Consider the following 25477-nt stretch of genomic DNA (forward strand, 5'->3'; position numbering starts at 1 on the left):
GTCAGGCTCCAACAAGGGTTGAACTGGAAAAATAGTCGGTCAGCATTGCCGGCGCACCGACCAGGGCGCCCGCCCTATCGGTCAGGCCGATCTCGCAAAGCCAGCGTTCGAACTCCGGCGCCGGCGCACGGTTCAGCGTTTCACGGCAATAGATGGCGTCGTGATGGGCAAGGGACTGATAGTTGAGCATGATGTCGTCGGCGCCCGGCACCGTGATGACGAAATTCACGTTGGCGGCGCACAGCAGCGTCAGGAGCGTATCCATATCCTCCTGATCGGCGTCAGCATGGTTGGTGTAGCAGACGTCCACCCCCATCGGCAGACCGAGAAGCTTGCCGCAGAAATGATCCTCGAGCCCCGCCCGGATGATCTGCTTGCCGTTAAAGAGATATTCCGGCCCGATGAAGCCGACGACCGTGTTGACGAGCATCGGATCAAATTCACGGGCAACCGCATAGGCGCGCACTTCCATCGTCTGCTGGTCGACGCCGAAGTGCGCATCGGCGGACAGGGCCGCCCCCTGCCCGGTCTCGAAATACATGACATTGGCGCCGGGCATGCCGCGCTTCAGCGAACGACCGGCCTGATAGGCTTCCTTCAGAAGCGATAGATCGATGCCGAAGCCCGCATTCGCCTTTTGTGAGCCGGCGACCGACTGGAAGACGAGATCGACCGGAGCTCCCGCCTCGATGGCCCTGATCGCCGTCGTCACATGCCCGAGACAGCATGTCTGCGTCGGAATCGCCAGCCGCTCGCGCAACTCGTCAAGCAGGGAGACGATGCGGATATAGTCCGCGACGCTGTCGGTCGCCGGATTGACGCCGATCACCGCGTCGCCCGACCCCATCAGCAATCCGTCTATGGCGGAGGCGGCGATCCCCCGGCTGTCGTCGGTCGGATGGTTCGGCTGGTTGCGCGTCGACAGCCGTCCGCGCAGGCCGATCGTGTTGCGGAAGCGGGTGACCACCTCGCGCTTGGCCGCGACCGAAATCAGATCCTGCAGCCGCATGATCTTCGAGACCGCAGCCACCATTTCCGGCGTTACGCCATAGGTGATCGCTTCGAGCGCGCGCTGCCCGGTCTCGGGCTTCAAGAGCCATTCACGGAATTCGCCGACCGTAAGAGACGAAATCGGCGCAAAGGCCGCCGCATCGTGGCGCGCGGCGATCAGCGCGGAGACTTCGTCATCGTCGGATGAGATCACTTCCTCGGCGAGAAACGCTTTCAGCGGCAGGTCCGCCAGCGCCATCTGCGCGGCCAGACGCTCGACCGGGCCCGAGGCCGCGATGCCGGCAAGCTGGTCGCCGGAGCGCTCCGGCGTTGCCTTGGCAAGAAGATCCTTCAAACCACCAAAGCGAAAGACCGTATTCTCGATCGTTGTCGTAAAAGACATGGGAGGCAAATCTATCAGTTGAGGAGAGCCATGGCTTCGTCACGAAGCTTGGACCCTCCGAGTGGATCGTCAGTTCGGTCCCCTCCCAACCGGCGATGCAGCCTCCCGTGCCGCGCCCCACCGATATCTATGCTATGTCATCATACGGCCAGAGGCCGATTTCAACTACAATGTCTGCATGACCGGACGCGAGCAAGCCGTATTATCGCAACCGCCGCTGAAACGCCGCAGTTCAGCAAGTTCTAAAAATCGCGCGAATGACCCGGCATTGACCACCAGATCCGAGAAACCCGATCATACGCTGCTCAGCAGCAGGCTCGTCTCGCTGTTAGCAACGCCATCGATCATCCGCACTTCGCGCAGAACGCGATCAAAATCCGCAAGGCTCGCTGCCCGGATATTGGCGACGAGATCCCAGTTGCCGTTGGTCGTATGCAGGGCGGAAATTTCCGTCAGACCGCGCAGCCTGCGAATGACCTGCGTCGTCGACTTGCCGACAACCTCGATCATCATCACCGCATGCACGGCGCTCAGATCGTAATCCTCTCTCACCCGCACGGTAAATCCGAGCAGCGTTCCCGTCTCGATCAAACGGTCCAGCCTATTCTGCACGGTGCCGCGCGCAACGCCGAGCGCATCCGAAAGCTTGGTCAGGGAGGTCCGTCCGTCCGCGCGAAGATGGCCGATGATGCGGCGATCGAGATCATCGGGTGAATATTTCGCGACAATCATGCTTCTCGCTCCAGCCTGATAAATTTGTGCAACCCAACTGCAAAAATTGTACAATCGGCTGCCGGAATTAGCACAATTTTGCGCTTTCGGACAACACCTGGGAACGCTAGCCTCTCTCCAGCAGCCCAGCGCCAGAGGAATTCGTGATGTCGTCACCCCTTCCATCGGAAAAAGCCTTCGTTCCCTTCGTCAGCGTCGAGAACATGATGCGGCTCGTCCATCATATCGGGCTGGAGACCCTGCTCGCCGAGCTCACCGACGTCATCGAGGCGGACTTCCGTCGCTGGGAGCTGTTCGACAAGACGCCGCGTGTCGCCTCCCATTCGCGCGAGGGCGTGATCGAGCTGATGCCGACCTCGGATGGCGAGATCTACAGCTTCAAATATGTGAACGGCCATCCGAAGAACATGGCGCGGGGCCTGCAGACCGTCACCGCCTTCGGCCTGCTCGCGGAAGTCTCGACCGGCTATCCTGTGCTGTTGACGGAAATGACGCTGCTGACCGCACTTCGCACCGCCGCCACCTCGGCCATGGCGGCACGACATCTGGCGCCGAAGGGTGCTCGCACCATGGCGATGATCGGCAATGGCGCACAGGCGGAATTTCAGGCACTTGCCATGAAAGCCGTGTGCGGCATCGACCACATCAGGCTCTTCGATATCGATCCGCTGGCGACGGCGAAGATGGTGCGCAACCTCTCAGACAGCGGATTGACGGTCACCGCCTGCGTCTCATCGCAATCCGCGATCGAAGGCGCTGACATCATCACCACCTGCACCGCCGACAAGCAATGTGCGACGATCCTCACCGACAACATGATCGGCGCCGGCATTCATATCAACGCGATCGGCGGCGACTGCCCCGGCAAGACCGAACTGCATCGCGATATCCTGCTGCGCGCCGACACCTTCGTCGAATATCCGCCACAGACACGCATCGAGGGCGAGATCCAGCAGATGGAGCCGGATTACCCCGTCACGGAATTGTGGAAGGTCGTCACCGGGCAGGCGGCGGGGCGTCGCGACGTCAGCCAGATTACCCTCTTCGACAGCGTCGGCTTCGCGATCGAGGATTTTTCCGCGCTCCGCTATGTCCGCGACCGGCTCAAGGGCACGGGCTTCTACCAGGACCTCGATATCATCGCCGACCCCGACGATCCGCGCGATCTCTTCGGCATGCTGCAGCGGGCGAAATAGGCATCAACCCCGATAATGTGGTGCTTCCGCATCGAGCGTGCGCTTGATGGCCTCAAGATGGAGACGAGCGGATTCCGGATCACCCTCCCGCATCTGCCTGTAGGCCGCCTCCGCGATGGCCGGATCAACCGCAACAACCTGTCTTCCAGTCGACAGGGCAAGCGTCTGAACCTGGCAAGCCCGCTCGAGATAATAGAGATCATCCCAGGCCTCGGCTATATTGGGAGCAAGCACCATGACCCCATGATGCTTCATGAAGACGATGTCCGCATCCCCGATCGTTGAAGCGATACGGTCGCCTTCCCGCTCGTCCAGCGCCAGACCATTGTAATTCCTGTCAAACGCCGTCCGGCCATAGAATTTCAGTGCCGTCTGCCCGGCAAAGATCAGCGGCTCTCCTTCTGTCATCGAGAGCGCGGTGGCATAGGGCATATGCGTGTGGAAGGCGACTTTGGCGCGCGGGACGTTCTTGTGGATGCGGGCGTGGATATAGAACGCCGTCGCTTCCGGCTGACCGGTTCCTGAGACGACATTGCCGTGGAAGTCGCAAACCAGCAGCATGGATGCCGTCAGCTCCCGAAAGGCATAGCCATAAGGATTGACGAGGAACAGGTCGTCATATCCCGGCACGACCGCGGAGAAATGATTGCAGATGCCTTCCTCCAACCCATGTCTGGCAGCCATGCGGAAACAGGCTGCAAGATCGACGCGCGCCTGCCAGACTTCCTCGGAGTCGAGGGTCGGCTGATTTGGCCCTCCGGCACCGGGAGCGGTCTGGGTCTTGAGTGAATGCGCCATGGATAATCCTTCGATGAGACCGTCGTATTTCAAGTTGGGTTGACCGGTATTGATCCGTTGTCGTTGCTTCTTGTCAATGCAAACGCCCTCATCATCGAACTTGAAACAGCCACATTGCAGCGATATCGATTTTTCATCTCGAATGATTGAGTTGGCTGTCCGTGCTCCAAGAGAAGCACAAAGGATGATATCGCATTTTAATCGCCACCGAATTTTCGATGCCGCTCTTCATCTCATAATCCCAAAACTAATGCAGCCGGGTTCGCCTGGTCGCTTATGGACCACATGAAGAACACGCCTGAATTGAAGATGCCTATCGGATGCAGCCACGAAGGATTGCTCAGGGTCATCGCCGATCAGACTGATTGACGGCAATTCCATTGCCGCGCATCCACACCTTTAGGAGCAAGCCGCATCGCTGGCTTGAAACACGCTTATGAATAGACCACAGTCCCGTAGCATCCCCTCGAAAAAATCGGCAAATACCGATTTCCGTGGATCTGCCAACAAGGCCCAAAACGCAAACCGACGCTACCAGCATTATATCGCGCTTGCTCGCGAAAAGGCCCTGACGGGAGATTGCATCGAAGCCGAAAACTATTATCAGCATGCAGAACATTATTTCCGCAGCGCCGCAGCGCTCGCCCCGTCCGCACAGAAGGTAGACCAACCACAATGAATGCTACGTCCACCTTTGAGAACGCTGGCGACAAGGCTTGGCTCAAGGTTCTTTCGAAATATCGCAATCCACATGCCGGGCGCAGTACCTTCGAACTTGCGGTGACCGCCGTTCCGTTCGTCATCCTTTGGGCCGGCGCATGGGCGGCTGTTCATTATGGTCTCTGGTACGGCCTGATCCTGGTGGTCCCCGCCGCCGCATTTCTGTTGCGGCTGTTCGCGATCCAGCATGATTGCGGTCACGGCTCTTTTTTCGCACGCCGCCGCATCGATGACTGGACTGGACGCGCGATCGGGGTGCTGACCCTGACGCCCTATGATTATTGGCGCCGGGCGCATGCGCAGCATCACGCCTCCGCCGGCAATCTCGATGAGCGCGGCATCGGCGATATCACCACCCTCACCGTTGCCGAATACAATGCACAGTCCTGGTGGGGACGGCTAGGCTACAGGCTTTACCGGCACCCGCTGGTCCTGTTCGGCATCGGCCCCGTCTGGGTCTTCCTGTTGAAGCAGCGGCTACCCTTCGGCATGATGCGCTCAGGCCCCGTTCCGTGGATATCGACCATGGCCACCAATCTCGCCGTCGCCGTCGTCGCGGCGTTGCTTATCTGGGCGGTCGGCGTCGTTCCATTTCTGCTGGTCCATCTTCCGATCGTCCTGTTGGCGGGCGCCGCCGGTGTCTGGCTCTTCTACATCCAGCACCAGTTCGAGGAAACGCATTGGTCGAAGCCGCCGGAGTGGAAGTTTCAACACGCCGCCATGCACGGCGCATCCCACTACGACCTGCCGCTGGTGCTGAGATGGCTTACCGGTAATATCGGCATTCATCATGTGCATCACCTGTCGAGCCGGGTGCCGTACTACCGCCTTCCCGAAGTGCTGCGCGACCATCCCGAGTTGGGAAATGTCAGCCGCATCACGCTTATGGACAGCCTGCGCTGCGTCAAACTTGTCCTTTGGGACGAAAAAACCAACCGGCTCGTTTCCTTCCGCGAGGCAAAACGCCAAAGCTCGGTTTGAATGGCCGGTCTCTAGCGCCATCGGATCTTTCGCAGTCACATTCGTGCCTGCGAAAACCACCGATCGCCGCTCAAATATTGAGCAACTGCCATCAAGCGTGGGCAATCAAGGCTCAACTGGCGGACCGCCCTCATAAAAATCAATAGCTTGTAAATTGGCACACCCCTTGCTTCTGAAATAGCTGAGTTGGTGGCTAGGGTTCCGGCGCTTTGAAAAGCGTGCTGGTCCGAGAGCTGCCGCCGGTTGGGGGAGAAATCCCACCGGATGCACGGCGGGACAAAAGCCCGGGAGACCTCGTAAGCCAAGGGATTGGCGGCGCGATGGTCTTTGCCGATCCCTTTTTGATGAAAAAGCAAAAAGGGGAATTTCAATGCAGACTTTTTCGAAGCTTCTTTCCATCACCGCCTTGACCGCCTCGCTGATGCTGGGCGCCGGTTCTTCCGCCGATGCAGCGCAGAAGACGGAGTTCAAGGTTGCCTGGTCGATCTATGTCGGCTGGATGCCCTGGGGCTATGCCGCCGATCACGGTATCGTCAAGAAATGGGCCGACAAATACGGTATCAAGATCGACGTCACCCAGTTCAACGACTACGTTGAGTCGATGAACCAGTATACGGCCGGTGCCTTCGATGCCGTGACGCTCACCAACATGGATGGCCTTTCCATTCCGGCCGCCGGCGGCGTCGATACCACCGCCGTCATCGTCGGTGACTTTTCGAACGGCAATGACGCCGTCATCCTCAAGGACAAGGCAAGCCTTTCCGACATCAAGGGCCAGACCATCAATCTGGTAGAATATTCCGTCTCGCACTACCTGCTTGCCCGCGCACTGGAAAGCATCAAGCTCAGCGAACGCGACGTGAAGGTCGTCAATACCTCCGACGCCGACATGGTCGCCGCCTACAAAACGCCGGACGTCTCCGCTGTCGTCACCTGGAACCCGCTGGTCTCCACCATCCTCGAGGACCCCACCGCCGAGAAGGTGTTCGATAGCTCACAGGTGCCCGGCGAAATCATCGACCTGATGGTCGCCAATACCAACGTGCTCAAGGACAATCCGAACTTCGGCAAGGCGCTGGCCGGCATCTGGTATGAGACGGCGGCACTGATGAAGGCGGACACGGCGGACGGCAAAGCCGCTCGCGAGACGATGGGATCGGCGTCCGGCACCGACCTCAAGGGCTTTGAAGCGCAGATCGCCGCGACCAAGCTCTTCGACAAACCCACTGACGCCGTTACCTTCACCGCGTCCCCAAGCCTTCCGAAGACGATGGATCTGGTGCGTAACTTCCTGTTCCAGAAGGGTCTCCTCGGCAGCGGCGCAGCGTCGGCTGACGTCATCGGCATCGAAATGCCGGATGGCAAGGTTCTCGGCGACAGCGGCAACGTCAAGCTGCGCTTCACCGAGACCTACATGAAGGCCGCCGCTGACGGCGCGCTCTGAGCGAAGTTCGACCGGCGGCGCGGGGAAACCGCGCCGCGTCATCCCTTCATCAGCGGAGCTTTCCTCATGCGCTGGATCAACACCAAGCCGAGCCGGGGCGCGCAATTTGCCCTGATGCTGCTACCTTTCGTCCTGATCGTCGTCGCCTATGTCTTCGGATCGACGGCGCGGCTGGCTGAAAACGCCAATGACAAGCTGCTGCCCAATCTCTCCGGCTTCGTCCAGGCGATCGATCGCATGGCCTTCATCGCCGATCAGCGCACCGGCGAGTACCTGCTCTGGTCGGACACCTGGGCAAGCCTGATCCGGCTTTTCGCGGGCCTCGGCATCTCCACGCTGACGGCGCTTTTGATCGGCATGCTTATCGGCATGCTGCCTTATCTCAGGGCGCTGCTCGCCCCCTTCGTCGCCGTCATTTCCATGGTGCCGCCGCTGGCGCTGCTGCCGATCCTCTTCATCGTCATGGGTCTCGGTGAGACCTCGAAGATCGCCCTCATCGTGATCGGCGTCGCGCCGACGATGATCCGCGACCTCGCGCTAAAGGCGCTGGAATTGCCGCGCGAGCAGATCGTCAAAGCCGAAACGCTTGGCGGCTCCTCCTGGCAGATCGCCCTGCGCGTCGTGCTGCCGCAGATCCTGCCGCGGCTGATCACCTGCCTCAGGCTGCAGCTCGGACCCGCCTGGCTGTTCCTGATCGCGGCCGAAGCAATCTCGTCGGATTCCGGTCTCGGCTACCGCATCTTCCTCGTCCGCCGCTATCTCTCGATGGATATCATCTTTCCCTATGTCGTCTGGATCACGCTGCTTGCCGTGCTCACGAACTACATCCTCGATCGCATCCGCATCGCCGTCTTTCCCTGGTCGGAACTGGAGAAGCGGGCATGAGCGAGCTCAGGATCGAAAACGTCTGGAAGGAATATGGCGACCAGATCGTGCTCGAAGACGTGTCGCTGACCGTCGCCTCACGCGCCTTCGTCGCCCTTGTCGGCCCCTCCGGCTGCGGCAAGTCGACATTCCTGCGCATGCTGCTGGGTCAAGAACAGCCGACCAGGGGCCAAATCTTGCTCGACGGCGAGCTTCTACCGGCGGAGCCTGGTCCTGATCGCGGTGTCGTCTTCCAGCGCTACTCCGTCTTTCCGCATCTGACCGTGCTCGGCAATGTGTTGCTCGGCAAGGAATTCTCCGGCGCACGCCACAAGGCCAAGCTCTTCGGCGCAGCACGGCGGAGCGCGATTGCCGAGGCGCGGCAGCTGATTGGCGAAGTCGGCCTTGCCGGCGCGGAGGACAAATATCCGGCCCAGCTTTCCGGCGGTATGCAGCAGCGTCTGGCGCTTGCCCAGGCGCTGATCATGAAACCGAAGGTGTTGCTGCTCGACGAACCCTTCGGCGCGCTCGATCCGGGCATTCGCGCCGAGATCCATACGCTGATGAAACGACTCTGGCATGAAACGCAGATGACCGTCGTCATGGTCACCCATGACATGCGCGAGGCCTTCACGCTTGCAAGCCGGGTCATCGCCTTCGAACGCCGCCGCGATCGTCCAGAAGAGAAGGAACGCTACGGCGCGACCATCACCAAGGACATTTCCATCTGGCCGCCGCGCCTAGCAGGCACGCCATCGATTTTCAGCCCCGACCGGGACGGCCCGGTTGTTTCCCTGGGGCATCGCCGGGACGACCTGGCTTCGTCGGGAGAAACCCAGCCATGACACATGTCAGACGTTTGCCGGAAGACATAGCCGCCAACCGCGCGCGCTACGAAGAGCATCAAAGAAAAGGGCTCGAATTCGCGCCCAAGGCACTGCCGGAGGCAAGCCCGTTGCCGGCGCCGGAAATCGCGCCCGACAAGATCGTCCACCGCGAAGTGATCCCGGGTGGCTGGTACTGGTCGGCCCATATCAGGAAGAGCGAAGTGTTCCGTGTCAGCCTCGATCATGGCTTCTCAACGGTTTCCCTCGTCGCCTGGAGTGCTGCAGACACCAGCGAGCGGCTGAACCTGCCCGATACGGTGAAGATGCAGTGGACCACCGCTCTCGGCAAGGGCCGGGTAATCTTCTCCGATATGGGCCGGGTGATGTTCTCGGTGACGGAGGACTCCTCCGGCGCCCATGACGGGCTGATGGGCGGCTCGACCTTTGCGTCAAACGCGGCGAAATATGGGGACGGCACGCGCAACACCCGCGACAACCTGATCCTGCTTGCGACCAAGGCCGGGCTCGACAAACGCGACATTCCGTCAGTGCTGGCGCTCTTTGCCCCTGTTCGCGTCGACCCGGACGGTGCGTTCCTGTGGAAGCCGGAACTGCTGTGCGGGCACGACTATGTCGAGCTGCGCGCCGAGATGGATATGATCGTCGGCTTCTCCAACTGCCCGCACCCGCTCGATCCGGACCCCACCTATCGGCCGAACCCGGTGACCGTCACCCGCATCGCGGCAACCTTACCTTCCGCCGACGATCTTTGCCGGACCGCGACCGCCGAGGCGGTCCGCGGTTTTGAAAACAACGCGCTGGCGACGATGTGAGAGGGAGCAAGACCATGACTGATTTCATCCAGACAGCTCCGGGCCGCACACTCGAAAACACCACGCAGGATCACTTCATTGCCGCCGAGGCGCCATTCTCGACCGTGATCCGGAGAGGCCAGACGGTTCGCATCGAGGACACATACGGCCAGCAGGCGATCGACACACTGTTCTACAACGCCACGGATGTCTCCGAGCGCTATTCCAACCAGGATACGATGCGCGAACAGAGCGCGGCCTATATCTCCACCGGTACGAAGGTCATCTCGAATGAAGGCCGGGTGATGCTGACCATGACCGCCGACAGTTGCGGGCAGCACGATACCTCGGCCGGCGCCTGCTCCTGCGAGAGCAACACGGTGCGCTTCGGTTACGACACCAGATATCTCCATGCCTGCCGGGACAATTTCGTTCTCGAAGTCTCCAAGCATGGCATGAGCAAGCGCGATGTCGTCCCCAACATCAACTTCTTCATGAACGTTCCCATCGAGCCGAGCGGCGAGATGACGATCGTCGATGGGATTTCCGCGCCGGGCGACTATGTCGAGCTGAAGGCCGAGATGGACGTGCTGCTCGTCATCTCCAATTGCCCGCAGATCAACAATCCCTGCAACGGTTTCGATCCGACGCCCGTCCGGGTGCTGGTCTGGGATAGCGAGGCCTGACATGTTCAAGAAGGTTCTCATCGCAAACCGGGGCGAAATCGCCGTCCGGATTATCAAGACATTGCAGCGCATGGGCATCGCCTCCGTTGCCGTCTATTCCGATGCCGACCGCTTTTCCAAGGCGGTGCTGATGGCGGACGAGACGGTAAGGCTCGGCCCGGCGCCCGCCTCCGAAAGCTACCTCAACGTCGATGCCGTCATCGCTGCCTGCAAGGTGACCGGCGCCGAGGCCGTGCATCCGGGCTACGGCTTCCTTTCGGAAAACATCGGCTTCGCCGAGCGGCTGGCCCAAGAGGGCATCGCCTTCATCGGCCCGACGCCCGACAACATCGCCGCTTTCGGGCTCAAGCACACGGCCCGCGAACTGGCACGCGAAAGCGGCGTGCCGCTGCTGCCCGGCAGTGGACTGCTGGAGACGAGCGACGCCGCACTCACGGCCGCTGCCGACATCGGCTATCCGGTGATGCTGAAATCGACGGCCGGTGGCGGTGGCATCGGCATGCAGCTCTGCGACACCCCCGAAAGCCTGACGGCGGTCTTCGAGAGCGTGCAGCGTACCGCCCGCGCGAGCTTCGGCGATGCGCGCGTCTATCTCGAACGCTTCGTCGCTAAGGCCCGCCATGTCGAAGTGCAGATCTTCGGCGATGGCAAAGGCCGGGTGATCGCGCTTGGCGAACGCGACTGCTCGTTGCAGCGCCGGAACCAGAAGGTGATTGAGGAGACCCCGGCGCCGGGATTGTCGGACGCGGTTCGGGCCAGCCTGCATGCGGCAGCCGTCGCTCTCGGTATCTCAGCCCACTACCAGTCGGCGGGAACGGTCGAATTCATCTACGATCCGGCACGCGAGGAGTTCTACTTCCTCGAGGTCAACACCCGTCTGCAGGTCGAACATCCGGTGACCGAAGCCGTCTTCGGCATCGATCTGGTCGAATGGATGATCCGCCAGGCCGCCGGCGAAGACGTGCTCACCGGCAAGGAGACTCTCGTTCCCAAGGGTGCCGCCATCGAGGCGCGCATCTATGCCGAGATGCCGCATGCGGGGTTCAGGCCGAGCGCCGGACTGCTGACCGAGGTCGTCTTTCCGGAAAACGTGCGTGTCGACGGCTGGATCGAGACGGGCACGGAGGTCAGCCCTTATTACGACCCGATGCTCGCCAAGCTGATCGTCAAGGCCGAGGATCGCGCCAGTGCGATCGAGGCGCTCGGCAAAGCGCTCGAAGGCAGCGCGATTTCCGGGATCGAGACCAATCTCGATTATCTGAAGGCGATCGCGGCATCGGATCTGCTGGCGAGCGGCAATGTGGCGACGACGGCGCTCAAGGATCTCATCTTTGTGCCCGATGTCGTCGAGGTGATCGCGCCGGGCGCTCAGTCGAGCCTGCAGGAATTGCCGGGGCGACTGGGCCTCTGGCATGTCGGGGTGCCGCCAAGCGGTCCGATGGACGAGCGATCTTTCCGCCACGCCAACCGGCTGGTCGGAAATGCCGACGAGACGGCGGCGCTCGAACTCACCGTCTCCGGCCCGATGCTGAAATTCTTCTCGGATGTGACGGTCGCACTTTCCGGCGCAAACATGCCGATGACGCTCGACGGTACGCCGGTTCAGCACGACACGGCAATCCTCGTCAAGGCGGGCCAGACGCTTGCAATCGCGGCGATCGCCGGCGCCGGCCAGCGCGCCTATCTCGCCGTCGCCGGCGGATTTTCTGCACCGGAGGTGCTTGGCTCGCGCGCAACCTTCGGCCTGGGGCAATTCGGCGGCCATGCGACGGGCACCGTTCGCGCCGGACATGTGCTGCGGCTTGCTCGCGCACCGCAGCCGATATCAAAGCCGGCTAATGAACCCGCTCAGCTCACGCGCGGCTGGGAAGTCGGCGTACTCTATGGTCCGCATGGCGCTCCCGATTTCTTTCTTGAGGAAGATATCGAAACGCTGTTTGCGACCGAGTACGAGGTTCATTTCAACAGCGCCCGCACCGGCGTACGCCTGATCGGCCCCGCGCCGAAATGGGCGCGCACCGATGGCGGCGAGGCGGGGCTTCATCCTTCCAACCTGCACGACAATGCCTATGCGGTCGGCGCAATCGACTTTACCGGCGACATGCCGATCATTCTCGGTCCCGACGGCCCGAGCCTCGGCGGCTTCGTCTGCCCGGCGGTGATTGCGCGCGACGAACAGTGGAAGATGGGCCAGTTCAAACCGGGTGACAAGATCCGCTTCCATGCGGTGAAACGCGCCGAGGACCCGATCGCCGGGCCGGTGGTCAAGCGCATCGGCGTTGACGCCGGTGCCGCGATCATCGCAAGCAGCGAGACGGGGCCGGTCCCCGTGGTCTATCGCCGCCAGGGCGACGATAATCTGCTGGTCGAATACGGCCCGATGCAGCTCGACATCGCTCTCCGTCTGCGCGTGCATCTCCTGATGCAGGCGATCAAGGACGCGAAGCTTCCGGGGTTGGTCGATCTTACGCCCGGCATACGGTCGCTGCAGATCCACTATGACGGAACCGGTCTTACCCGCACGCGCCTTCTCGGCCTTTTGAGCGAGATCGAGGCTTCCCTGCCGCCGGCGCAGGCGGTGAAGGTCCCGAGCCGGATCGTGCATCTGCCGCTTTCCTGGAATGATCCAGACGCCGAGCTTGCAATGCGCAAATATCAGGAGCTCGTCCGCCCCAATGCGCCCTGGTGCCCGTCGAATATAGAGTTCATCCGCCGCATCAACGGACTTGCCGACGAACAGGCGGTGCGCAACGTTGTCTTCGACGCCAGCTATCTCGTCCTTGGGCTAGGCGACGTCTATCTCGGCGCGCCGGTCGCCACACCGATGGATCCCCGACATCGGCTGGTGACGACGAAGTACAATCCGGCCCGGACATGGACGCCGGAAAACGCCGTCGGCATCGGCGGCGCCTATATGTGCATCTACGGCATGGAAGGCCCCGGCGGCTACCAGCTCTTCGGCCGGACGATCCAGGTCTGGAACACTTGGCGCCAGACGCCGGTCTTTTCCAAGGAAAAGCCCTGGCTGCTCGACTTCTTCGACCAGATCCGCTTCTTCCCGGTCAGCCACGATGAACTGACCGAGGCGCGCGCCGCCTTCCCGCATGGCGGCTATCCGATCCGCATCGAGGAGAGCGAATTCTCCTATGCGGCCTACGAGGCGGACCTTGCCGCCAACGCCGAAGCCATCGGCGCCTTCAAGGCTAGGCAGCAATCAGCTTTCGAAGCCGAACGCCAGCGCTGGAAGGATCTCGGCCTCGACAGCTTCGTCGTCGACGAGGGCACAGGCCCCGGGCTCGGGGGCGATATTCCCGAAGGCTGCTTCGGCGTCGAAAGCGCCGTACCCGGCAACGTCTGGAAGATCCTCGTCGAAGAGGGCCAGCCGGTCGCTGCCGGCGAGACGCTCGCCATTATCGAATCCATGAAGATGGAAATCAATGTGACCGCCCATGCCGCAGGCCGCGTCCGCGATCTGCGCGCAGGCCCCGGCCGCAACGTCAAAGCCGGCGATGTCCTCGTCGTGCTGGAGGAAATCTGATGCTCCCTGCCATTCTCGATCTCGCTTCGCTCCAAACCGCCTATGCATCCGGCTTGTCGCCCCTTGATCTCGTCGAGGAGGTGATCATCCGCCGCAAGGCTTCCGACGATCCGGCGATCTTCATTACGCCGACCCCGGACGATGATCTGCGCGCCGCCGCCAGGGAGCTGATGGCCCACGCGCCCGATCCCAACAGCCTGCCGCTCTGGGGTATCCCCTTCGCGGTCAAGGACAATATCGACGTGGCGGGCCTGCCGACGACCGCCGCCTGCCCGGCTTTCGCCTATCATCCGGACGAGGATGCAACTGTGGTGGCACGGCTGAGGGCGGCCGGCGCGCTGGTGATCGGCAAGACCAATCTCGATCAGTTCGCCACCGGCCTCAACGGCACGCGCTCGCCGCATGGCGCGCCGCGCTCGGTCTTCGACAAGGATTATGTGTCGGGCGGCTCGAGCTCCGGCTCGGCCATCGCAACAGCCTCCGGCCTGGCGAGCTTCGCGCTTGGGACCGACACCGCCGGTTCCGGCCGCGTACCGGCGGCCTTCAACAATCTCGTGGGCATCAAGCCGACGCCTGGGCTGGTGCCAAATATCGGCGTAGTGCCGGCATGCCGCAGTGTCGACGTCGTCACCATTTTTGCGGCGACCGTCGGAGACGGCGTCGCGATCCGCAAGGTGATGGAGGGCTATGACGCCGCCGATCCGTTTTCCCGCAAGGCAGCTCCCGCCCGCCTGCCCGCTTCGGGGCTGCGGATCGGTGTGCTCGACGGAGCCGAGCGGGAATTCTTCGGCAACGAGCAAGTCGAAGCCCTCTATGATGCCGCGATTGAAAGGGCGCGCACCCTTGGCACCACCATCGTTCCCTTCGACTATGTGCCATTCCGGCAGGCAGCTGAACTGCTCTACAACGGCCCTTGGGTCGCCGAACGACTGGCGGCGGTGAAGGATTTTCTCGCCACCAATGCCGGCGATTTCGACCCAACGGTGCGCACCATCATCGAAGGCGCGAAGGCCTATGACGCGGTCGACGCCTTCGAAGGCCGATACAAGCTCGAAGCGCTGCGCCAGAAGACCAGGCAGGAGTGGGAGAAGGCGGATATCCTGATGCTGCCGACCTCGCCGACCACCTATACGGTCGAGGAAATGATTGCCGATCCGATCACGAAGAACGGCCATTTCGGCCGATACACCAACTTCGTCAATCTGCTCGATTGCGCGGCAATCGCCATTCCGGCCGGCTTCGACGCGGACGGCCACCTGCCGGCCGGCGTGACGCTGATCGGCCCGGCCTTTACCGACGACGCCCTCGCCCCCTTCGCCGACGCCATGCACCGGGCGCTCAATGCAGGGATGGGCATGGACCGCGTAGCCGCAATCCCCGAGGCAAGCCGTGTGCCACAAGCCGATGACGGCTCGGTGCCGATCGTCGTCGTCGGGGCGCATCTGAGCGGCATGCCGCTCAACCACGAACTCACCTCTTCCGGCGGATACCAGCTGAAGGCCTGCCGGACGGCGGGCGACTACCGTCTCTTTGCACTGCCGGGAACTGTCCCGCCCAAACCCGGGCTGGTACGTGAGCCGGGCTTTTCCGGCGGGGGCGTGGAGGTCGAGGTCTGGGCGGTGTCACCCGAAGCCTTCGGCCGCTTCGTCCAGAAAATCCCCGCGCCGCTCGGCATCGGCAAGGTCTTACTGGATGACGGCACCGCTGTGTCGGGCTTTCTCTGTGAAGCCCATGCCGTTTTGGACGCGGTGGATATCACCGACTTCGGCGGCTGGCGGCACTATGTCCGTGCCAAGACCGAGACAGTCTCTTGAGAAAGGATCTACGGGATGAAGGCATTCCTGGTGAAGACATTGCATGTCATCCTTGATGGGGTGATCGCCCGAACGCTTGCCATCGGGGCTCCTCGTTCGCGAGATAACAGTTCCTCATCCGACGACTAGAGACAGGGCATCGCCTTTTTGGATCGCCCTCAAAGGACAGGCGTTACGGCACTGTGCAGATCGGTGTCGGCCGCGGTGGCGGCGCCGGATGATCCATTTTGTACTGAGCAATGATCGGCTCCAGGGTTTCTTTCGACCAGAACTTCGGAGCGCCGATTTCTTTCAAGCAGGACTGATTCCAATATAATCCCGCCGTCGATGGCGAACGACCGCCCGCCACCGCTTTGGCGACGGCATTTATATCGGCTGACTCAGGATAGATGTAGAGCGTCGTCCGATTGCCCTTCACCATGGAGAGGATCTGGCTGGCGTCCGATGCCGTCCAACTGGTGCAGCCGTCGCTGCGCCCGCCGGCATATTCCACCAGCTTTCCAAGCGGGACATATCCATCGCTGTTTGCGTAGGGGCTCTGCGGATCTTTCTTCAGGCAGATGCCCGCCACCACCGCGGCCGCGTGCCCGCCGATGGCGCGCTGTCGCGCATTTGCCGTTTCGCCCTCACCGTCAAACTGGATGAACGAGCGAAGCAAGGCCGCATCTTTTGTCCCTGGGACGCGGTAGTAGCCCTTGAACGTCGTCTTCGTTTCGTCCGTCATATAGGCACCGCCGGCCGTCAGGTTCGAATCCATCGCGTTACCGAAGTTCCGGGCGCACTGTCTTCCATTGGCAAAATCAACAACGCCCTTCAAATCGCGGCCGCTGCCATGCCCGGACGAAATGACACGAAACGTCTGCGTGGCTTCACAGACGGTGTAAAAGCGGCCGCCCGATTTGCCGTCACCCAGATCGTTCGGGCGCGTCGCGTCCATCGCAAAGTAGCAGGGATTTTTGACCGAGCCTTCGCTCACCTTTCGCATGTAAAGCGCGCGAGCCCTCCGCAAGACCGGCTGCGCGATTTGGCCGTCGCTTTCACCGACATGAGCCCTTAGCCATGACGGAATATCCGATGGTCGGTCAGCGGCAGATAATTTCGGCGATGCCAAGGAGACAAGGGCGACCGCGCAGAGGCTGAGTACCTTAACAACACCTAGAAAGGCATATCTCGACCGCACCGAATCAGATCTCCTATTGAAACGTTCCGCACTTCTACATCCTGCCATGGGCCGAAGCCAACGGCCGCGCAGACGAACCAAGCATCATCGAACGACGCTGGCGGCAGATGGTCGCTGGTGCGCCGAAAAACTCGATTAACTTCGGAGAATAATACACTTATAAGGAGTGACAAAAGTTCGGATGAAAACAACTTTAAGGGAATGGTGGGGTCACAGCGGAAATCGGGATCGGCAGGCACCGAATTCCGGAATATCTGTTTTCCCCCGTCGTTGAAATCTGATCCGAGGCGATACGCGAGCGCTAAGCATACCAAGAGAAAAAGGGGCAAAATGAAAAAGCTTATGATTTTGATGGCCATCACTATGGCGGCTCTTTCCACGTCGGCGAAAGCAGCATCGGTCACGAGGTATGACTATGATAGAAATCGATTGAGCGATCCCGCAACTCTCAACTGGAACATCGAGCAATGCAGCCATCTCGGCATCAATCCGGACGTGCAAGAGAAACTTGCGAAGCTCATGGGCGTTTCAGAAATCAATGTCCGCCGTGAGTTTTGCCGCCGGATGCTCACCGCTTACGTGAAGGGTGCCATCCCCTATGGCGACTACCTACAATTCACCGAAAATGGCGGTATGCCTCCAAGCATTTTGAGGGCTTTGAAGATCACGGGTTCGGCTCCCCGGAAGCCCCAGGGCGGAGAACAAGGTGACATCGTTCTTCCGCTTTTCGCGAAAATGGATTCCGGCGAGACGTTCAAAGGCCACACGAGAGCATCGCACGGCGACGGCCAGTTCTCGGTCAAGTCGTCGCGGCGGTCGGCAAAATGTTCCGGTACCTACGACCTGAGGGATCGCCGCCCGACGGTTACTCTTTCGATCAAATGCTCGGATGGTCGCACCGGGCAAGCCGTCGTCACGAGAGCGCCGGACCTCATGTCAGCATGGGGGAAGGTAAAGCTGTCCGATGGAAGCAGCGGTCGGCTGGTTGTCGGCACGGTTCGGAAACAACCCTAACAGAGGCGTTGTTGCAGCGATCCCAGATCGGATATATGCGGCCTGGGATCGCACGCTCGTGGAAGAACAGCACTCCTCCTCATCCATCTCCGGCTATGCAAAACCATTTGCGGTGAAGACGAAACTAGAAAAAGGATGCCGCGAGCTCGGGCGGACCTTCGAGCGCATGCCCCATGAATTCAAGAGCCCCCAGAAGCTTTTCCCGGCCGATCGGACCACCAAGGCAGACACGAACCGCTTCCGACGCCTGCCCCTCGACCGTGAAGGCATCGCTGGCAACAACGCCAATGCCGGAGGAGCGCATATGGCTGCCGAAGGTCGACCGCGTCCAGCCGTTCGTTAGCGGCAGCCATATGTTGAAACTGATGGGATCGCCACGATAACTACCCGCCGGCAGAATGGCTGCGACCATTTCCTGGCGTGCCGTTGCCTCCTTACGGATGAAACGCAGGATCGCATCGGCCGTGCCATCCTCTATCCAACGAGTCGCAAGGGCCATGTTGAGCGGCGACGCCATGACATTGTTGGCACGCATGGCGCTGACAAAGGGCCAAATCGCCTTTGTGTCCGGCGCAACGACATAGGCCAGCCGAAGACCGGCGCCGATGCATTTCGCCAGGCCGCCGATATGCCATGTGAGGTCCGGAGCCATTGCCGCGAATGGCGGTGGCCCATGCAGCGGAATGAAGCCATAGGCGTCGTCCTCGATGATCGGCACATGATACTTGCGCGCCACCGCGCAGATCTCTTCGCGCCGACGCTCTGGAATCGTCAGGGTCAGCGGATTCTGCAGGGTGGGATTGAGATAAAGGCCCTTGGGTTTCAATCTCTCGCAGGCTTCGGCAAAGGCGTCCGGCAAAATACCGTCAAGGTCCATCGGCAAACCCGAAAGACTGAGACGCAGTTGTGCCGCAATCGAGCGGATGCCGGGATAGGTGATGCTTTCCGACAGAATGGTTTCGCCGGGCTTCGCCAGCAGGCCGCAAATCGCCAGCAGTGCTGGGTGAGCGCCAGGCGTCACGAAAATACGTTCCTGCGAAGGGACAAGGCCACGACGGCTGAGCCAAGCGGCGGCGGCTTCCTTGTCCATGCCCGAGCCGCCAAATCCCTGATAACGCAAAAGCGGAACAAGGCTGGAAGCGACCGCCGAGATGCCCTCGCGCATCCGCGCGATCAAATCGGGTTCCGTCGGCTCTGGTGGCATATTCATGGAGAGATCGATGGCGGACGCACGTCGCGGGTCGGGCGCCGTATCCAACGCAAAGCCGCGTCGCTCCCTATCGACGCCACCCGTCACAAAAGTGCCGCGGCCGACATGCGAATCCACCAGTCCACGCTTCTGTGCTTCGACATAGCCGCGCGCGACCGTGGTGAAATCGATATCCAGATGCTTGGCCAACTCGCGCTGTGGCGGCAGACGGTCCCCAATGACGAGATGGCCACTGCGCAAATCCATCTCGATGAGGTCGGCAATGGCCATGTAGCGAGGGCTGTTGCTGCGGCTCAGATCGGGTCGCCAGTCTTTCATCGTGATTTCGCCATGTCGTTCGTCGTCCACATTGACTGTATATTGTCGCAGCCATGCTCTGTCACGAAAAATGTCTCACCCTTCAGCGAAATGACACTTGCGGCACGCCAGCAGTGCGATCCTTGCGGAACTGATTGATTGCATATTGCATGTATTCATTTTGAACTTTCATGCATTCTATTTTTGCACTGAACTGCCCAGAAAATTGGCCTCCAAAGTTTTCTAACGATAATTGATCGGATAATTGAATGCATATTTGTGATATTTGATTGCCAATTGTGCAGAATCAATCTGGCACGCGGCTTGCTATTGAATGGACGCTCCCCGGATGGGGATCAGATTTCAACCAAGGAGCCATCCATGCCCGCAGTGACCAAACCAGCCAATCAAAAAGGCGAGTTTCTTGTCGATTACGAGGAAAAGGTATTCGAGGACGTACAGGCCGGCGAAGGTGAAAAAGCCCTCGTCACATTCCATACCGTCGCCTTTGAAGGTTCGATCGGATTTGTCAACCTGCTGCAGGCGACGCGCCTGAAGCGGAAGGGTTTCGAGACCTCGATCCTTCTCTATGGCCCTGGCGTGACGCTCGGCGTCCAGCGCGGCTTTCCGACACTCGGCTCGGAGGCATTTCCGGGCCATCTGAACTTCAACAACCAGATCGTCAAGTTCATGGAAGAAGGCGGCAAAGTCTACGCCTGCCGTTTTGCTCTTCAGGCGCTCTACGGCCATGGCGAAGGCGCGTTGATCCCCGGCATCAAGCCGATCAGCCCGCTCGACGTGCTCGACCTAATCCTCATCCATCGCCGCGACGGCGCCTTCATCCTCGACACCTGGACGCTCTGACGACCCATGAGGCGGAGTCCCTCCTCCGCCTCTTTCAATCAATGGAAGGATTTCGTCATGGAGAAAAAATCCATCGTCCGGGCCGCCGCCGCACAGATCGCACCGGATCTCGCCTCGCGCGAGAAGACGCTGGCACGCGTGCTGGAGACCATTCGCGAAGCCGCGTCCAAAGGCGCTGAACTCATCGTCTTTCCCGAGACCTTCGTCCCCTGGTATCCTTATTTCTCCTTCGTGCTGCCGCCGGTTTCGTCCGGCCGTGAGCACCTTCGCCTCTATGAGGAAGCCGTCACCGTTCCGAGTGCGGCGACAGAGGCAGTTGCCGCCGCGGCGCGCGACCATGGCATCGTCGTGGCGCTCGGCGTCAACGAGCGCGACCATGGCTCGCTCTACAACACACAGCTACTGTTCGACGCCGACGGCAAACTCATCCTGAAACGTCGAAAGATTACTCCGACGTTCCATGAACGGATGATCTGGGGTCAGGGCGATGCTTCGGGCCTGAAGGTCGTCGATAGCGCCATTGGCCGGCTCGGCGCGCTCGCCTGCTGGGAGCACTACAACCCGCTGGCCCGCTACGCTCTCATGGCGCAGCACGAGGAAATCCACATCGCCCAGTTCCCGGGCTCGATGGTGGGCCCGATCTTCGCCGAGCAGATGGAGGTAACGATCCGCCATCACGCGCTCGAAAGCGGCTGTTTCGTCGTCAATGCCACCGGATGGCTGACGGATGAGCAGATCGTTTCGATTACACCCGATCAAAGCCTGCAAAAGGCGCTGCGCGGCGGCTGCATGACGGCAATCATCTCACCCGAGGGCAAGCATCTCGCCCCGCCGATTACAGAGGGTGAAGGCATCCTGATTGCCGATCTCGACATGAGTCTGATCGTCAAGCGCAAGCGGATGATGGACTCGGTTGGCCACTATGCCCGCCCCGAGCTGCTGCATCTCGTCATCGATACCAGCGAGACCCACCCGATGGTCACCTCAAAACACTCTCTCGAAACAGCCGAAACAAGGATCAAGACCGATGGAGAACCAGACACGTCTTCCGACCGAGACCCTGATCAACGAGTTGCAGTCCTTCGGAGCCCGGCTCGTTGATCCGAAGGCAGGGCATGAAAGCCGCCGTGGCGGCGCTGGTCCTTCCGACCACAAGGCGCTGACGATCGACGGCATGACGGTCATGGTGCCGGTGCACACCGCGCCTGCCTTCGAAAGCCCCTATCTGATCGAGAAACCAGACGAGAGCGGTAAAAGCCGCATCAGCCGCGATGGCCGCGTGCTCGGCGAAGTCTCCTTCCCATTGCGCCCGCGCTTTTACGAGCGATCGACGGCGCAGGGTGTCCCCTATTCGCAGATCGCCGTGCTGCATGGCCGCGACGTGCTGGCGACCACGGTTCTTCAGACCTGCATCCGTTATCAGAGCCGCGCCAAGACCTGTCAGTTCTGCGCGATCGGCCAGTCGCTGGCGGCGGGCCGCACTGTCGCCCACAAGACGCCGGAACAGCTTGCCGAGGTGGCGAAAGCAGCCGTCGAGCTCGACGGGGTCAAGCATATGGTGATGACGACGGGAACACCGAAGGGCGACGATCGGGGAGCCGCGGTGCTCACCGAAAGTGCGCGCGCCATCAAGGCGGCCGTCGCTCTGCCGATCCAGGCGCAGTGCGAGCCGCCGGAAGACGACATCTGGTTTTCGCGCATGAAGGACGCTGGCGTCGATGCGCTCGGCATGCATCTCGAGGTCGTCACGCCGGAAATCCGCGCCCGTGTCATGCCGGGCAAGGCGCAGGTGCCGATCGAGAAATACATGCGCTCCTTCAAGGCGGCGGTGGGCGTCTTCGGCCGGGGTCAGGTCTCGACCTATATTCTCGCCGGTCTTGGCGACACGCGCGAAGCCATTCTCGACATCTGCGAAAAACTGGTCGCCATCGGGGTCTATCCTTTCGTCGTACCCTTTGTTCCGATCTCCGGCACACCACTTGAAAGCCATCCGGCCCCGAAACCGGACTTCATGCATTCGATCCTCGGACCACTCTCGAAGATGCTGGTGGACAGCGGTCTGAAGGCCGTCGACATCAAGGCTGGCTGCGGCAAATGCGGCGCCTGCTCGGCCCTTTCCACCTATGAAAGGACGCTGACGAAATGATCATCGAACCCTTTGCGCCCTATAGCGCCAATGAATTCCAGGTGAAGTTCGCCACCTCCGACTGGGAGCGGCGCCAAGCCCACGCGCTTCGCCGCGCCGTCTTCTGCGAGGAGCAGGGCATCTTCGAAGGCGACGACCGCGACGCAATCGATGATCATGCGATCCCGATCGTGGCGCTGTCGATGATGGGGGTCGCCGCCGACAGATTGGTCGGCACGGTGCGCATCCATCAGCCAGAGCCCGGCATCTGGTGGGGTTCGCGGCTCGCGGTGCATGAGGATTTCCGCAAGATCGGCGCGCTCGGCGCGACGCTGATCAAGCTCGCCGTTTCCTCGGCCAATGCGATGGGCTGCCACACCTTCCTTGCCAATGTGCAGGCGCAGAACGGCCTGCTCTTTCGCCGGCTGCATTGGGAGGTGATCGAGGAATTCGAGATCTACGGCAGACCGCATCTTCGGATGAAAGCGGACCTTGCCTTTTACCCGCCCTGCCCAACGCCGGAAGCTGGCCTCGTTGCCTTGTCGAAAAGAGCCGCGTAATGGCCGAGGCGATCGATATCAAGGCACTGGCAGCCAGGCTGACTACCTCGAGCAGCATCGCTGCTAAGGCGGATATCGGCACCGTTGCCGCTAGTCTCGGACTTGCCGGCCAGCCGGTTGCAGTCGGCGACGATTGCGCCGCTCTTCCCGACGGTGACGGTTATCTACTTTTTGCCATCGAGGGCTTCATCAACGAATTCGTCGCCGCCGATCCCTGGTTTGCCGGCTGGTGCGGGGTGATGGTCAACATCTCCGATGTCGTCGCCATGGGCGGCCGGCCGATCGCCGTCGTCGATGCCGTCTGGGCCAATGGCGAGGTGGAAGCCGCACCCGTACTCGAAGGCATGCGAGCGGCCGCCAGGACCTTCGGCGTACCCATCGTCGGCGGCCATACGAACATCCGCACCGATCGCAGCCAGCTTTCAGTCGCCATCCTCGGACGAGCGAAAAAGCTTCTCACCAGCTTCGACGCGAAACCGGGCGACGTCCTGATCGCCGCCATCGATCATCGCGGCCGCTATCGCGAGCCCTTCAACAACTGGGAAGCGGCAACGGATGCGCCCTCGGCGCGGCTGCGCCGCGACCTCGAAATCCTGCCCGAGATCGCCGAGGCCGGGTTGGCGCTCGCGGCCAAGGACATCAGTCAGGGCGGCATCATCGGCACGGCAATCATGCTGGCCGAGTGTTCTGGAGTCGGCATCGAGATCGACGTATCCGCCATTCCACTACCTGAGGGTGTTGCGCTCGACCGTTGGCTCGCCACCTTCCCGAGCTTCGGCTATCTCATCTCCGTTTCCCCGGAGAAAGCAGGCGACGTCATTCGCCGCTTTGCTGCCCGCAATATCAGCGCTGCCGCGATCGGCGGGATCGTCGCCGGAAGCGCGGTCGCAATCACCGACGGGATCGAGCGCGCCGTGATCCGTGACCATGCCGAGACGCCGCTTCTCCGGCTTGGCAGACGGGAGGACGCAGCATGAGCGGTTCGCTTCGCATCGCCATGCTTTCGCACTCCACCAATCCGCGTGGTGGCGTCGTACATGCCATGCAGCTTTCCGAGGCGCTGACGGCACTCGGCCATGAGGTGGTGCTGCACGCGCCAGATGCGAGAGGTTCCGGCTTTTTCCGCACGCCCGCCTGCCGCGCTGTCTGCATTCCGGTCGAACCGGCACCAGTGGATATGACCGCCATGGTCGAGCAGCGGATCGGCGATTACGTCAGCTATTTCGAAGGCCCGGCGGCGCGCGAGTTCGATATTTTCCACGCTCATGACGGCATTTCCGGCAATGCCTTGGCCACGTTGAAGGAGCGTGGCCTGATCTCCGCCTTTGCGCGCACCGTCCACCACATCGATCAGTTCTCCGACGCACGGCTGGCGGAATTGCAGGACCGCTCCATCGACAAGGCCGATCTCTTCTTCACCGTCAGCAGCCTGTGGCAAAAGATACTGAGAGACAAGTGTGGGGTGGATGCCGCGATCGTTGGCAACGGCGTGGACACCGTACGTTTTTCCCCGGCATGGAACGGCGAGCAGGCGGCGCTCCGCGATAGCTTGAAGCTCACGAGCAGTCCGATCTTTCTCAGCGTCGGCGGCATCGAGGCGCGCAAGAACACGCTCGGCATTCTCGAGGCCTTCCGGCAGGTCCGTGCCATCCGGCCAGATGCACAGTTGGTCATTGCCGGTGGCGCTTCCCTGCTCGATCATCGTGGCTATCAGGAGGAGTTCCATTTGGCACTCGCGGGCCTCGGCAGCCACCATGGCGCGGCCGTTCATGTCATCGGCCCGATTGCCGATGCGGACATGCCCAATCTCTACCGGATGGCCGACGCCCTGGTCTTTCCGTCCATCAAAGAAGGGTATGGCCTCGTCGTACTGGAAGCGATGGCAAGCGGCGTGCCCGTGGTTGTCTCCTCAATCGCACCTTTCACCGAATATCTGGGTCCTGAAGATGCGATCTGGTGCGATCCGCATCACCCGGCCTCGATTGCCGAGGGCATGGCGCTGGCGCTTATCGCGCCGGTGCGGGAGCGCGTTATTCCGCGGGGTCTCGAGGTTGCTGCCCGCCACGGCTGGCAACGGACGGCTGCCGCGCATATCGACCCATATCAACGCCTACTGGAGGCCGCCCATGCCTGAGATGCGTTTTGTCATTGCCTGGCCGGATGGCCGCAAGGAAAGCTGCTATTCGCCATCGCTCGTCATCACGGATTTTTTCACTGAGGGAGAAACCTATGCGCTCTCCGATTTCCTTGCGCGCAGCCGCAAGGCACTGACGATCGCCAGCGACCGGGTAGAAGCGAAATACGGTCATCCCTGTTCGCTCGCACTTGGGCAGCTAGCCCGCATCGAACAAGCCGCCCTCCCCTTTTTAACCGCCACGGCTGCCACCGTGTACTGCGAAACCTTCATCCTGTGAAAGGAACT

The 25477-nt window shown here is 61.2% G+C and carries 23 protein-coding genes and 1 riboswitch; of the genes, 18 read left to right on the top strand and 5 right to left on the bottom strand.

Going from position 1 to position 25477, the window contains the following annotated elements; all coding sequences use genetic code 11:
- Nucleotide 1 precedes the first annotated feature (1 nt).
- On the bottom strand, nucleotides 2-1393 hold the full coding sequence (locus EX00_RS28340) for an ethanolamine ammonia-lyase subunit EutB (protein ID WP_047465368.1): 1392 nt from the start codon (nucleotides 1391-1393) through the stop codon (nucleotides 2-4).
- 294 nt (nucleotides 1394-1687) lie between these two features.
- Nucleotides 1688-2125: an Lrp/AsnC family transcriptional regulator gene (locus EX00_RS28345; protein WP_047465369.1), complete on the bottom strand. Its 438-nt coding sequence runs from the start codon at nucleotides 2123-2125 to the stop codon at nucleotides 1688-1690.
- A 146-nt stretch (nucleotides 2126-2271) separates the two neighbouring features.
- On the opposite strand from EX00_RS28345, the gene EX00_RS28350 reads away from it, so the two are divergent.
- Complete coding sequence (locus tag EX00_RS28350; protein ID WP_047465371.1) at nucleotides 2272-3321, top strand: ornithine cyclodeaminase; 1050 nt, start codon at nucleotides 2272-2274, stop codon at nucleotides 3319-3321.
- 3 nt (nucleotides 3322-3324) lie between these two features.
- On the opposite strand, the gene EX00_RS28355 is transcribed toward EX00_RS28350, so the two are convergent.
- Nucleotides 3325-4119 (bottom strand): aldolase, encoded by a 795-nt coding sequence (locus tag EX00_RS28355; protein ID WP_047465373.1) that lies wholly within the window; start codon nucleotides 4117-4119, stop codon nucleotides 3325-3327.
- Between the two features lie 436 nt (nucleotides 4120-4555).
- Here EX00_RS28355 and EX00_RS32175 point away from each other — a divergent pair, with 436 nt between their 5' ends.
- From EX00_RS32175 to atzF, 9 genes are all read left to right on the top strand, one after another.
- On the top strand, nucleotides 4556-4798 hold the full coding sequence (locus EX00_RS32175; RefSeq protein WP_052210984.1) for a DUF4167 domain-containing protein: 243 nt from the start codon (nucleotides 4556-4558) through the stop codon (nucleotides 4796-4798).
- Complete coding sequence (locus tag EX00_RS28365) at nucleotides 4795-5820, top strand: fatty acid desaturase (protein ID WP_047465375.1); 1026 nt, start codon at nucleotides 4795-4797, stop codon at nucleotides 5818-5820. The genes EX00_RS32175 and EX00_RS28365 overlap by 4 nt, the downstream gene beginning before the upstream one ends.
- A 182-nt stretch (nucleotides 5821-6002) precedes the next feature.
- A riboswitch (guanidine-I (ykkC/yxkD leader) is annotated at nucleotides 6003-6113 on the top strand.
- 77 nt (nucleotides 6114-6190) lie between these two features.
- Nucleotides 6191-7264 carry a putative urea ABC transporter substrate-binding protein gene (locus tag EX00_RS28375; RefSeq protein ID WP_047465380.1) on the top strand — a complete coding sequence of 358 codons (1074 nt, stop codon included), beginning with the start codon at nucleotides 6191-6193 and terminating at the stop codon, nucleotides 7262-7264.
- A 66-nt stretch (nucleotides 7265-7330) separates the two neighbouring features.
- Entirely contained in the window at nucleotides 7331-8149 is an 819-nt protein-coding gene (locus EX00_RS28380) for an ABC transporter permease (protein ID WP_047465383.1), read from the top strand.
- Complete coding sequence (locus EX00_RS28385) at nucleotides 8146-8973, top strand: ABC transporter ATP-binding protein (RefSeq protein WP_047465386.1); 828 nt, start codon at nucleotides 8146-8148, stop codon at nucleotides 8971-8973. Before EX00_RS28380 ends, EX00_RS28385 begins: the two co-directional genes overlap by 4 nt.
- Nucleotides 8970-9788, top strand: a complete 819-nt coding sequence (locus EX00_RS28390) for an urea amidolyase associated protein UAAP1 (protein ID WP_047465389.1) — start codon at nucleotides 8970-8972, stop codon at nucleotides 9786-9788. Before EX00_RS28385 ends, EX00_RS28390 begins: the two co-directional genes overlap by 4 nt.
- Before the next feature lie 14 nt (nucleotides 9789-9802).
- Complete coding sequence (locus EX00_RS28395) at nucleotides 9803-10453, top strand: urea amidolyase associated protein UAAP2 (RefSeq protein WP_047465392.1); 651 nt, start codon at nucleotides 9803-9805, stop codon at nucleotides 10451-10453.
- Between the two features lies 1 nt (nucleotide 10454).
- Nucleotides 10455-13991 carry an urea carboxylase gene (uca, locus tag EX00_RS28400; protein WP_047465395.1) on the top strand — a complete coding sequence of 1179 codons (3537 nt, stop codon included), beginning with the start codon at nucleotides 10455-10457 and terminating at the stop codon, nucleotides 13989-13991.
- Nucleotides 13991-15805, top strand: coding sequence for an allophanate hydrolase (atzF, locus tag EX00_RS28405; protein WP_047465398.1), 1815 nt, complete (start codon nucleotides 13991-13993; stop codon nucleotides 15803-15805). The genes uca and atzF overlap by 1 nt, the downstream gene beginning before the upstream one ends.
- Nucleotides 15806-15977: 172 nt before the next feature.
- Here atzF and EX00_RS28410 read toward each other — a convergent pair whose 3' ends face one another.
- On the bottom strand, nucleotides 15978-16985 hold the full coding sequence (locus EX00_RS28410) for a hypothetical protein (RefSeq protein WP_047465404.1): 1008 nt from the start codon (nucleotides 16983-16985) through the stop codon (nucleotides 15978-15980).
- Nucleotides 16986-17315: 330 nt separating this feature from the next.
- Between EX00_RS28410 and EX00_RS28415 the strand changes: the two genes are divergently transcribed.
- Nucleotides 17316-17999, top strand: coding sequence for a hypothetical protein (locus tag EX00_RS28415; protein WP_047465713.1), 684 nt, complete (start codon nucleotides 17316-17318; stop codon nucleotides 17997-17999).
- Nucleotides 18000-18123: 124 nt separating this feature from the next.
- On the opposite strand, the gene EX00_RS28420 is transcribed toward EX00_RS28415, so the two are convergent.
- Nucleotides 18124-19527: an aminotransferase-like domain-containing protein gene (locus tag EX00_RS28420; RefSeq protein ID WP_047465405.1), complete on the bottom strand. Its 1404-nt coding sequence runs from the start codon at nucleotides 19525-19527 to the stop codon at nucleotides 18124-18126.
- A 360-nt stretch (nucleotides 19528-19887) separates the two neighbouring features.
- Here EX00_RS28420 and EX00_RS28425 point away from each other — a divergent pair, with 360 nt between their 5' ends.
- Genes EX00_RS28425 through EX00_RS28455 form a run of 7 tightly spaced genes read left to right on the top strand, consistent with a single transcriptional unit; the run spans nucleotide 19888 to nucleotide 25469 of the window.
- Nucleotides 19888-20370 carry an MSMEG_0572/Sll0783 family nitrogen starvation response protein gene (locus EX00_RS28425; protein ID WP_047465406.1) on the top strand — a complete coding sequence of 161 codons (483 nt, stop codon included), beginning with the start codon at nucleotides 19888-19890 and terminating at the stop codon, nucleotides 20368-20370.
- 57 nt (nucleotides 20371-20427) lie between these two features.
- Nucleotides 20428-21471 (top strand): Nit6803 family nitrilase, encoded by a 1044-nt coding sequence (locus EX00_RS28430; RefSeq protein ID WP_047465408.1) that lies wholly within the window; start codon nucleotides 20428-20430, stop codon nucleotides 21469-21471.
- A complete protein-coding gene (locus EX00_RS28435; protein WP_047465411.1) occupies nucleotides 21398-22516 on the top strand; it encodes an MSMEG_0568 family radical SAM protein in 1119 nt (372 codons plus the stop codon). Before EX00_RS28430 ends, EX00_RS28435 begins: the two co-directional genes overlap by 74 nt.
- Complete coding sequence (locus EX00_RS28440; protein ID WP_047465414.1) at nucleotides 22513-23055, top strand: MSMEG_0567/Sll0786 family nitrogen starvation N-acetyltransferase; 543 nt, start codon at nucleotides 22513-22515, stop codon at nucleotides 23053-23055. Before EX00_RS28435 ends, EX00_RS28440 begins: the two co-directional genes overlap by 4 nt.
- A complete protein-coding gene (locus EX00_RS28445; protein WP_047465416.1) occupies nucleotides 23055-24032 on the top strand; it encodes a sll0787 family AIR synthase-like protein in 978 nt (325 codons plus the stop codon). Before EX00_RS28440 ends, EX00_RS28445 begins: the two co-directional genes overlap by 1 nt.
- Complete coding sequence (locus EX00_RS28450) at nucleotides 24029-25189, top strand: MSMEG_0565 family glycosyltransferase (protein ID WP_047465418.1); 1161 nt, start codon at nucleotides 24029-24031, stop codon at nucleotides 25187-25189. Before EX00_RS28445 ends, EX00_RS28450 begins: the two co-directional genes overlap by 4 nt.
- Nucleotides 25182-25469, top strand: coding sequence for an MSMEG_0570 family nitrogen starvation response protein (locus EX00_RS28455; protein ID WP_047465421.1), 288 nt, complete (start codon nucleotides 25182-25184; stop codon nucleotides 25467-25469). The genes EX00_RS28450 and EX00_RS28455 overlap by 8 nt, the downstream gene beginning before the upstream one ends.
- The last annotated feature ends 8 nt before the right edge of the window (nucleotides 25470-25477 follow it).

This window comes from Martinezella rhizogenes (assembly GCF_000799715.1).
GTDB classification, from domain to species: domain Bacteria; phylum Pseudomonadota; class Alphaproteobacteria; order Rhizobiales; family Rhizobiaceae; genus Rhizobium; species Rhizobium rhizogenes_C.

Excerpts from the sequence above, each read along its gene's own strand:
- EX00_RS28390 (WP_047465389.1), top strand. The coding sequence starts at position 8,970 with ATGACACATGTCAGACGTTTGCCGGAAGACATAGCCGCCAACCGCGCG.
- EX00_RS28380 (WP_047465383.1), top strand. The coding sequence starts at position 7,331 with ATGCGCTGGATCAACACCAAGCCGAGCCGGGGCGCGCAATTTGCCCTG.
- EX00_RS28355 (WP_047465373.1), bottom strand. The coding sequence starts at position 4,119 with ATGGCGCATTCACTCAAGACCCAGACCGCTCCCGGTGCCGGAGGGCCA.
- EX00_RS28430 (WP_047465408.1), top strand. The coding sequence starts at position 20,428 with ATGGAGAAAAAATCCATCGTCCGGGCCGCCGCCGCACAGATCGCACCG.
- EX00_RS28450 (WP_047465418.1), top strand. The coding sequence starts at position 24,029 with ATGAGCGGTTCGCTTCGCATCGCCATGCTTTCGCACTCCACCAATCCG.
- EX00_RS28350 (WP_047465371.1), top strand. The coding sequence starts at position 2,272 with ATGTCGTCACCCCTTCCATCGGAAAAAGCCTTCGTTCCCTTCGTCAGC.
- EX00_RS28445 (WP_047465416.1), top strand. The coding sequence starts at position 23,055 with ATGGCCGAGGCGATCGATATCAAGGCACTGGCAGCCAGGCTGACTACC.
- EX00_RS28375 (WP_047465380.1), top strand. The coding sequence starts at position 6,191 with ATGCAGACTTTTTCGAAGCTTCTTTCCATCACCGCCTTGACCGCCTCG.
- EX00_RS28385 (WP_047465386.1), top strand. The coding sequence starts at position 8,146 with ATGAGCGAGCTCAGGATCGAAAACGTCTGGAAGGAATATGGCGACCAG.
- EX00_RS28345 (WP_047465369.1), bottom strand. The coding sequence starts at position 2,125 with ATGATTGTCGCGAAATATTCACCCGATGATCTCGATCGCCGCATCATC.
- EX00_RS28415 (WP_047465713.1), top strand. The coding sequence starts at position 17,316 with ATGAAAAAGCTTATGATTTTGATGGCCATCACTATGGCGGCTCTTTCC.
- EX00_RS28425 (WP_047465406.1), top strand. The coding sequence starts at position 19,888 with ATGCCCGCAGTGACCAAACCAGCCAATCAAAAAGGCGAGTTTCTTGTC.
- atzF (WP_047465398.1), top strand. The coding sequence starts at position 13,991 with ATGCTCCCTGCCATTCTCGATCTCGCTTCGCTCCAAACCGCCTATGCA.
- uca (WP_047465395.1), top strand. The coding sequence starts at position 10,455 with ATGTTCAAGAAGGTTCTCATCGCAAACCGGGGCGAAATCGCCGTCCGG.
- EX00_RS28420 (WP_047465405.1), bottom strand. The coding sequence starts at position 19,527 with ATGAAAGACTGGCGACCCGATCTGAGCCGCAGCAACAGCCCTCGCTAC.
- EX00_RS28365 (WP_047465375.1), top strand. The coding sequence starts at position 4,795 with ATGAATGCTACGTCCACCTTTGAGAACGCTGGCGACAAGGCTTGGCTC.
- EX00_RS28340 (WP_047465368.1), bottom strand. The coding sequence starts at position 1,393 with ATGTCTTTTACGACAACGATCGAGAATACGGTCTTTCGCTTTGGTGGT.
- EX00_RS28435 (WP_047465411.1), top strand. The coding sequence starts at position 21,398 with ATGGAGAACCAGACACGTCTTCCGACCGAGACCCTGATCAACGAGTTG.
- EX00_RS28455 (WP_047465421.1), top strand. The coding sequence starts at position 25,182 with ATGCCTGAGATGCGTTTTGTCATTGCCTGGCCGGATGGCCGCAAGGAA.
- EX00_RS32175 (WP_052210984.1), top strand. The coding sequence starts at position 4,556 with ATGAATAGACCACAGTCCCGTAGCATCCCCTCGAAAAAATCGGCAAAT.
- EX00_RS28440 (WP_047465414.1), top strand. The coding sequence starts at position 22,513 with ATGATCATCGAACCCTTTGCGCCCTATAGCGCCAATGAATTCCAGGTG.
- EX00_RS28395 (WP_047465392.1), top strand. The coding sequence starts at position 9,803 with ATGACTGATTTCATCCAGACAGCTCCGGGCCGCACACTCGAAAACACC.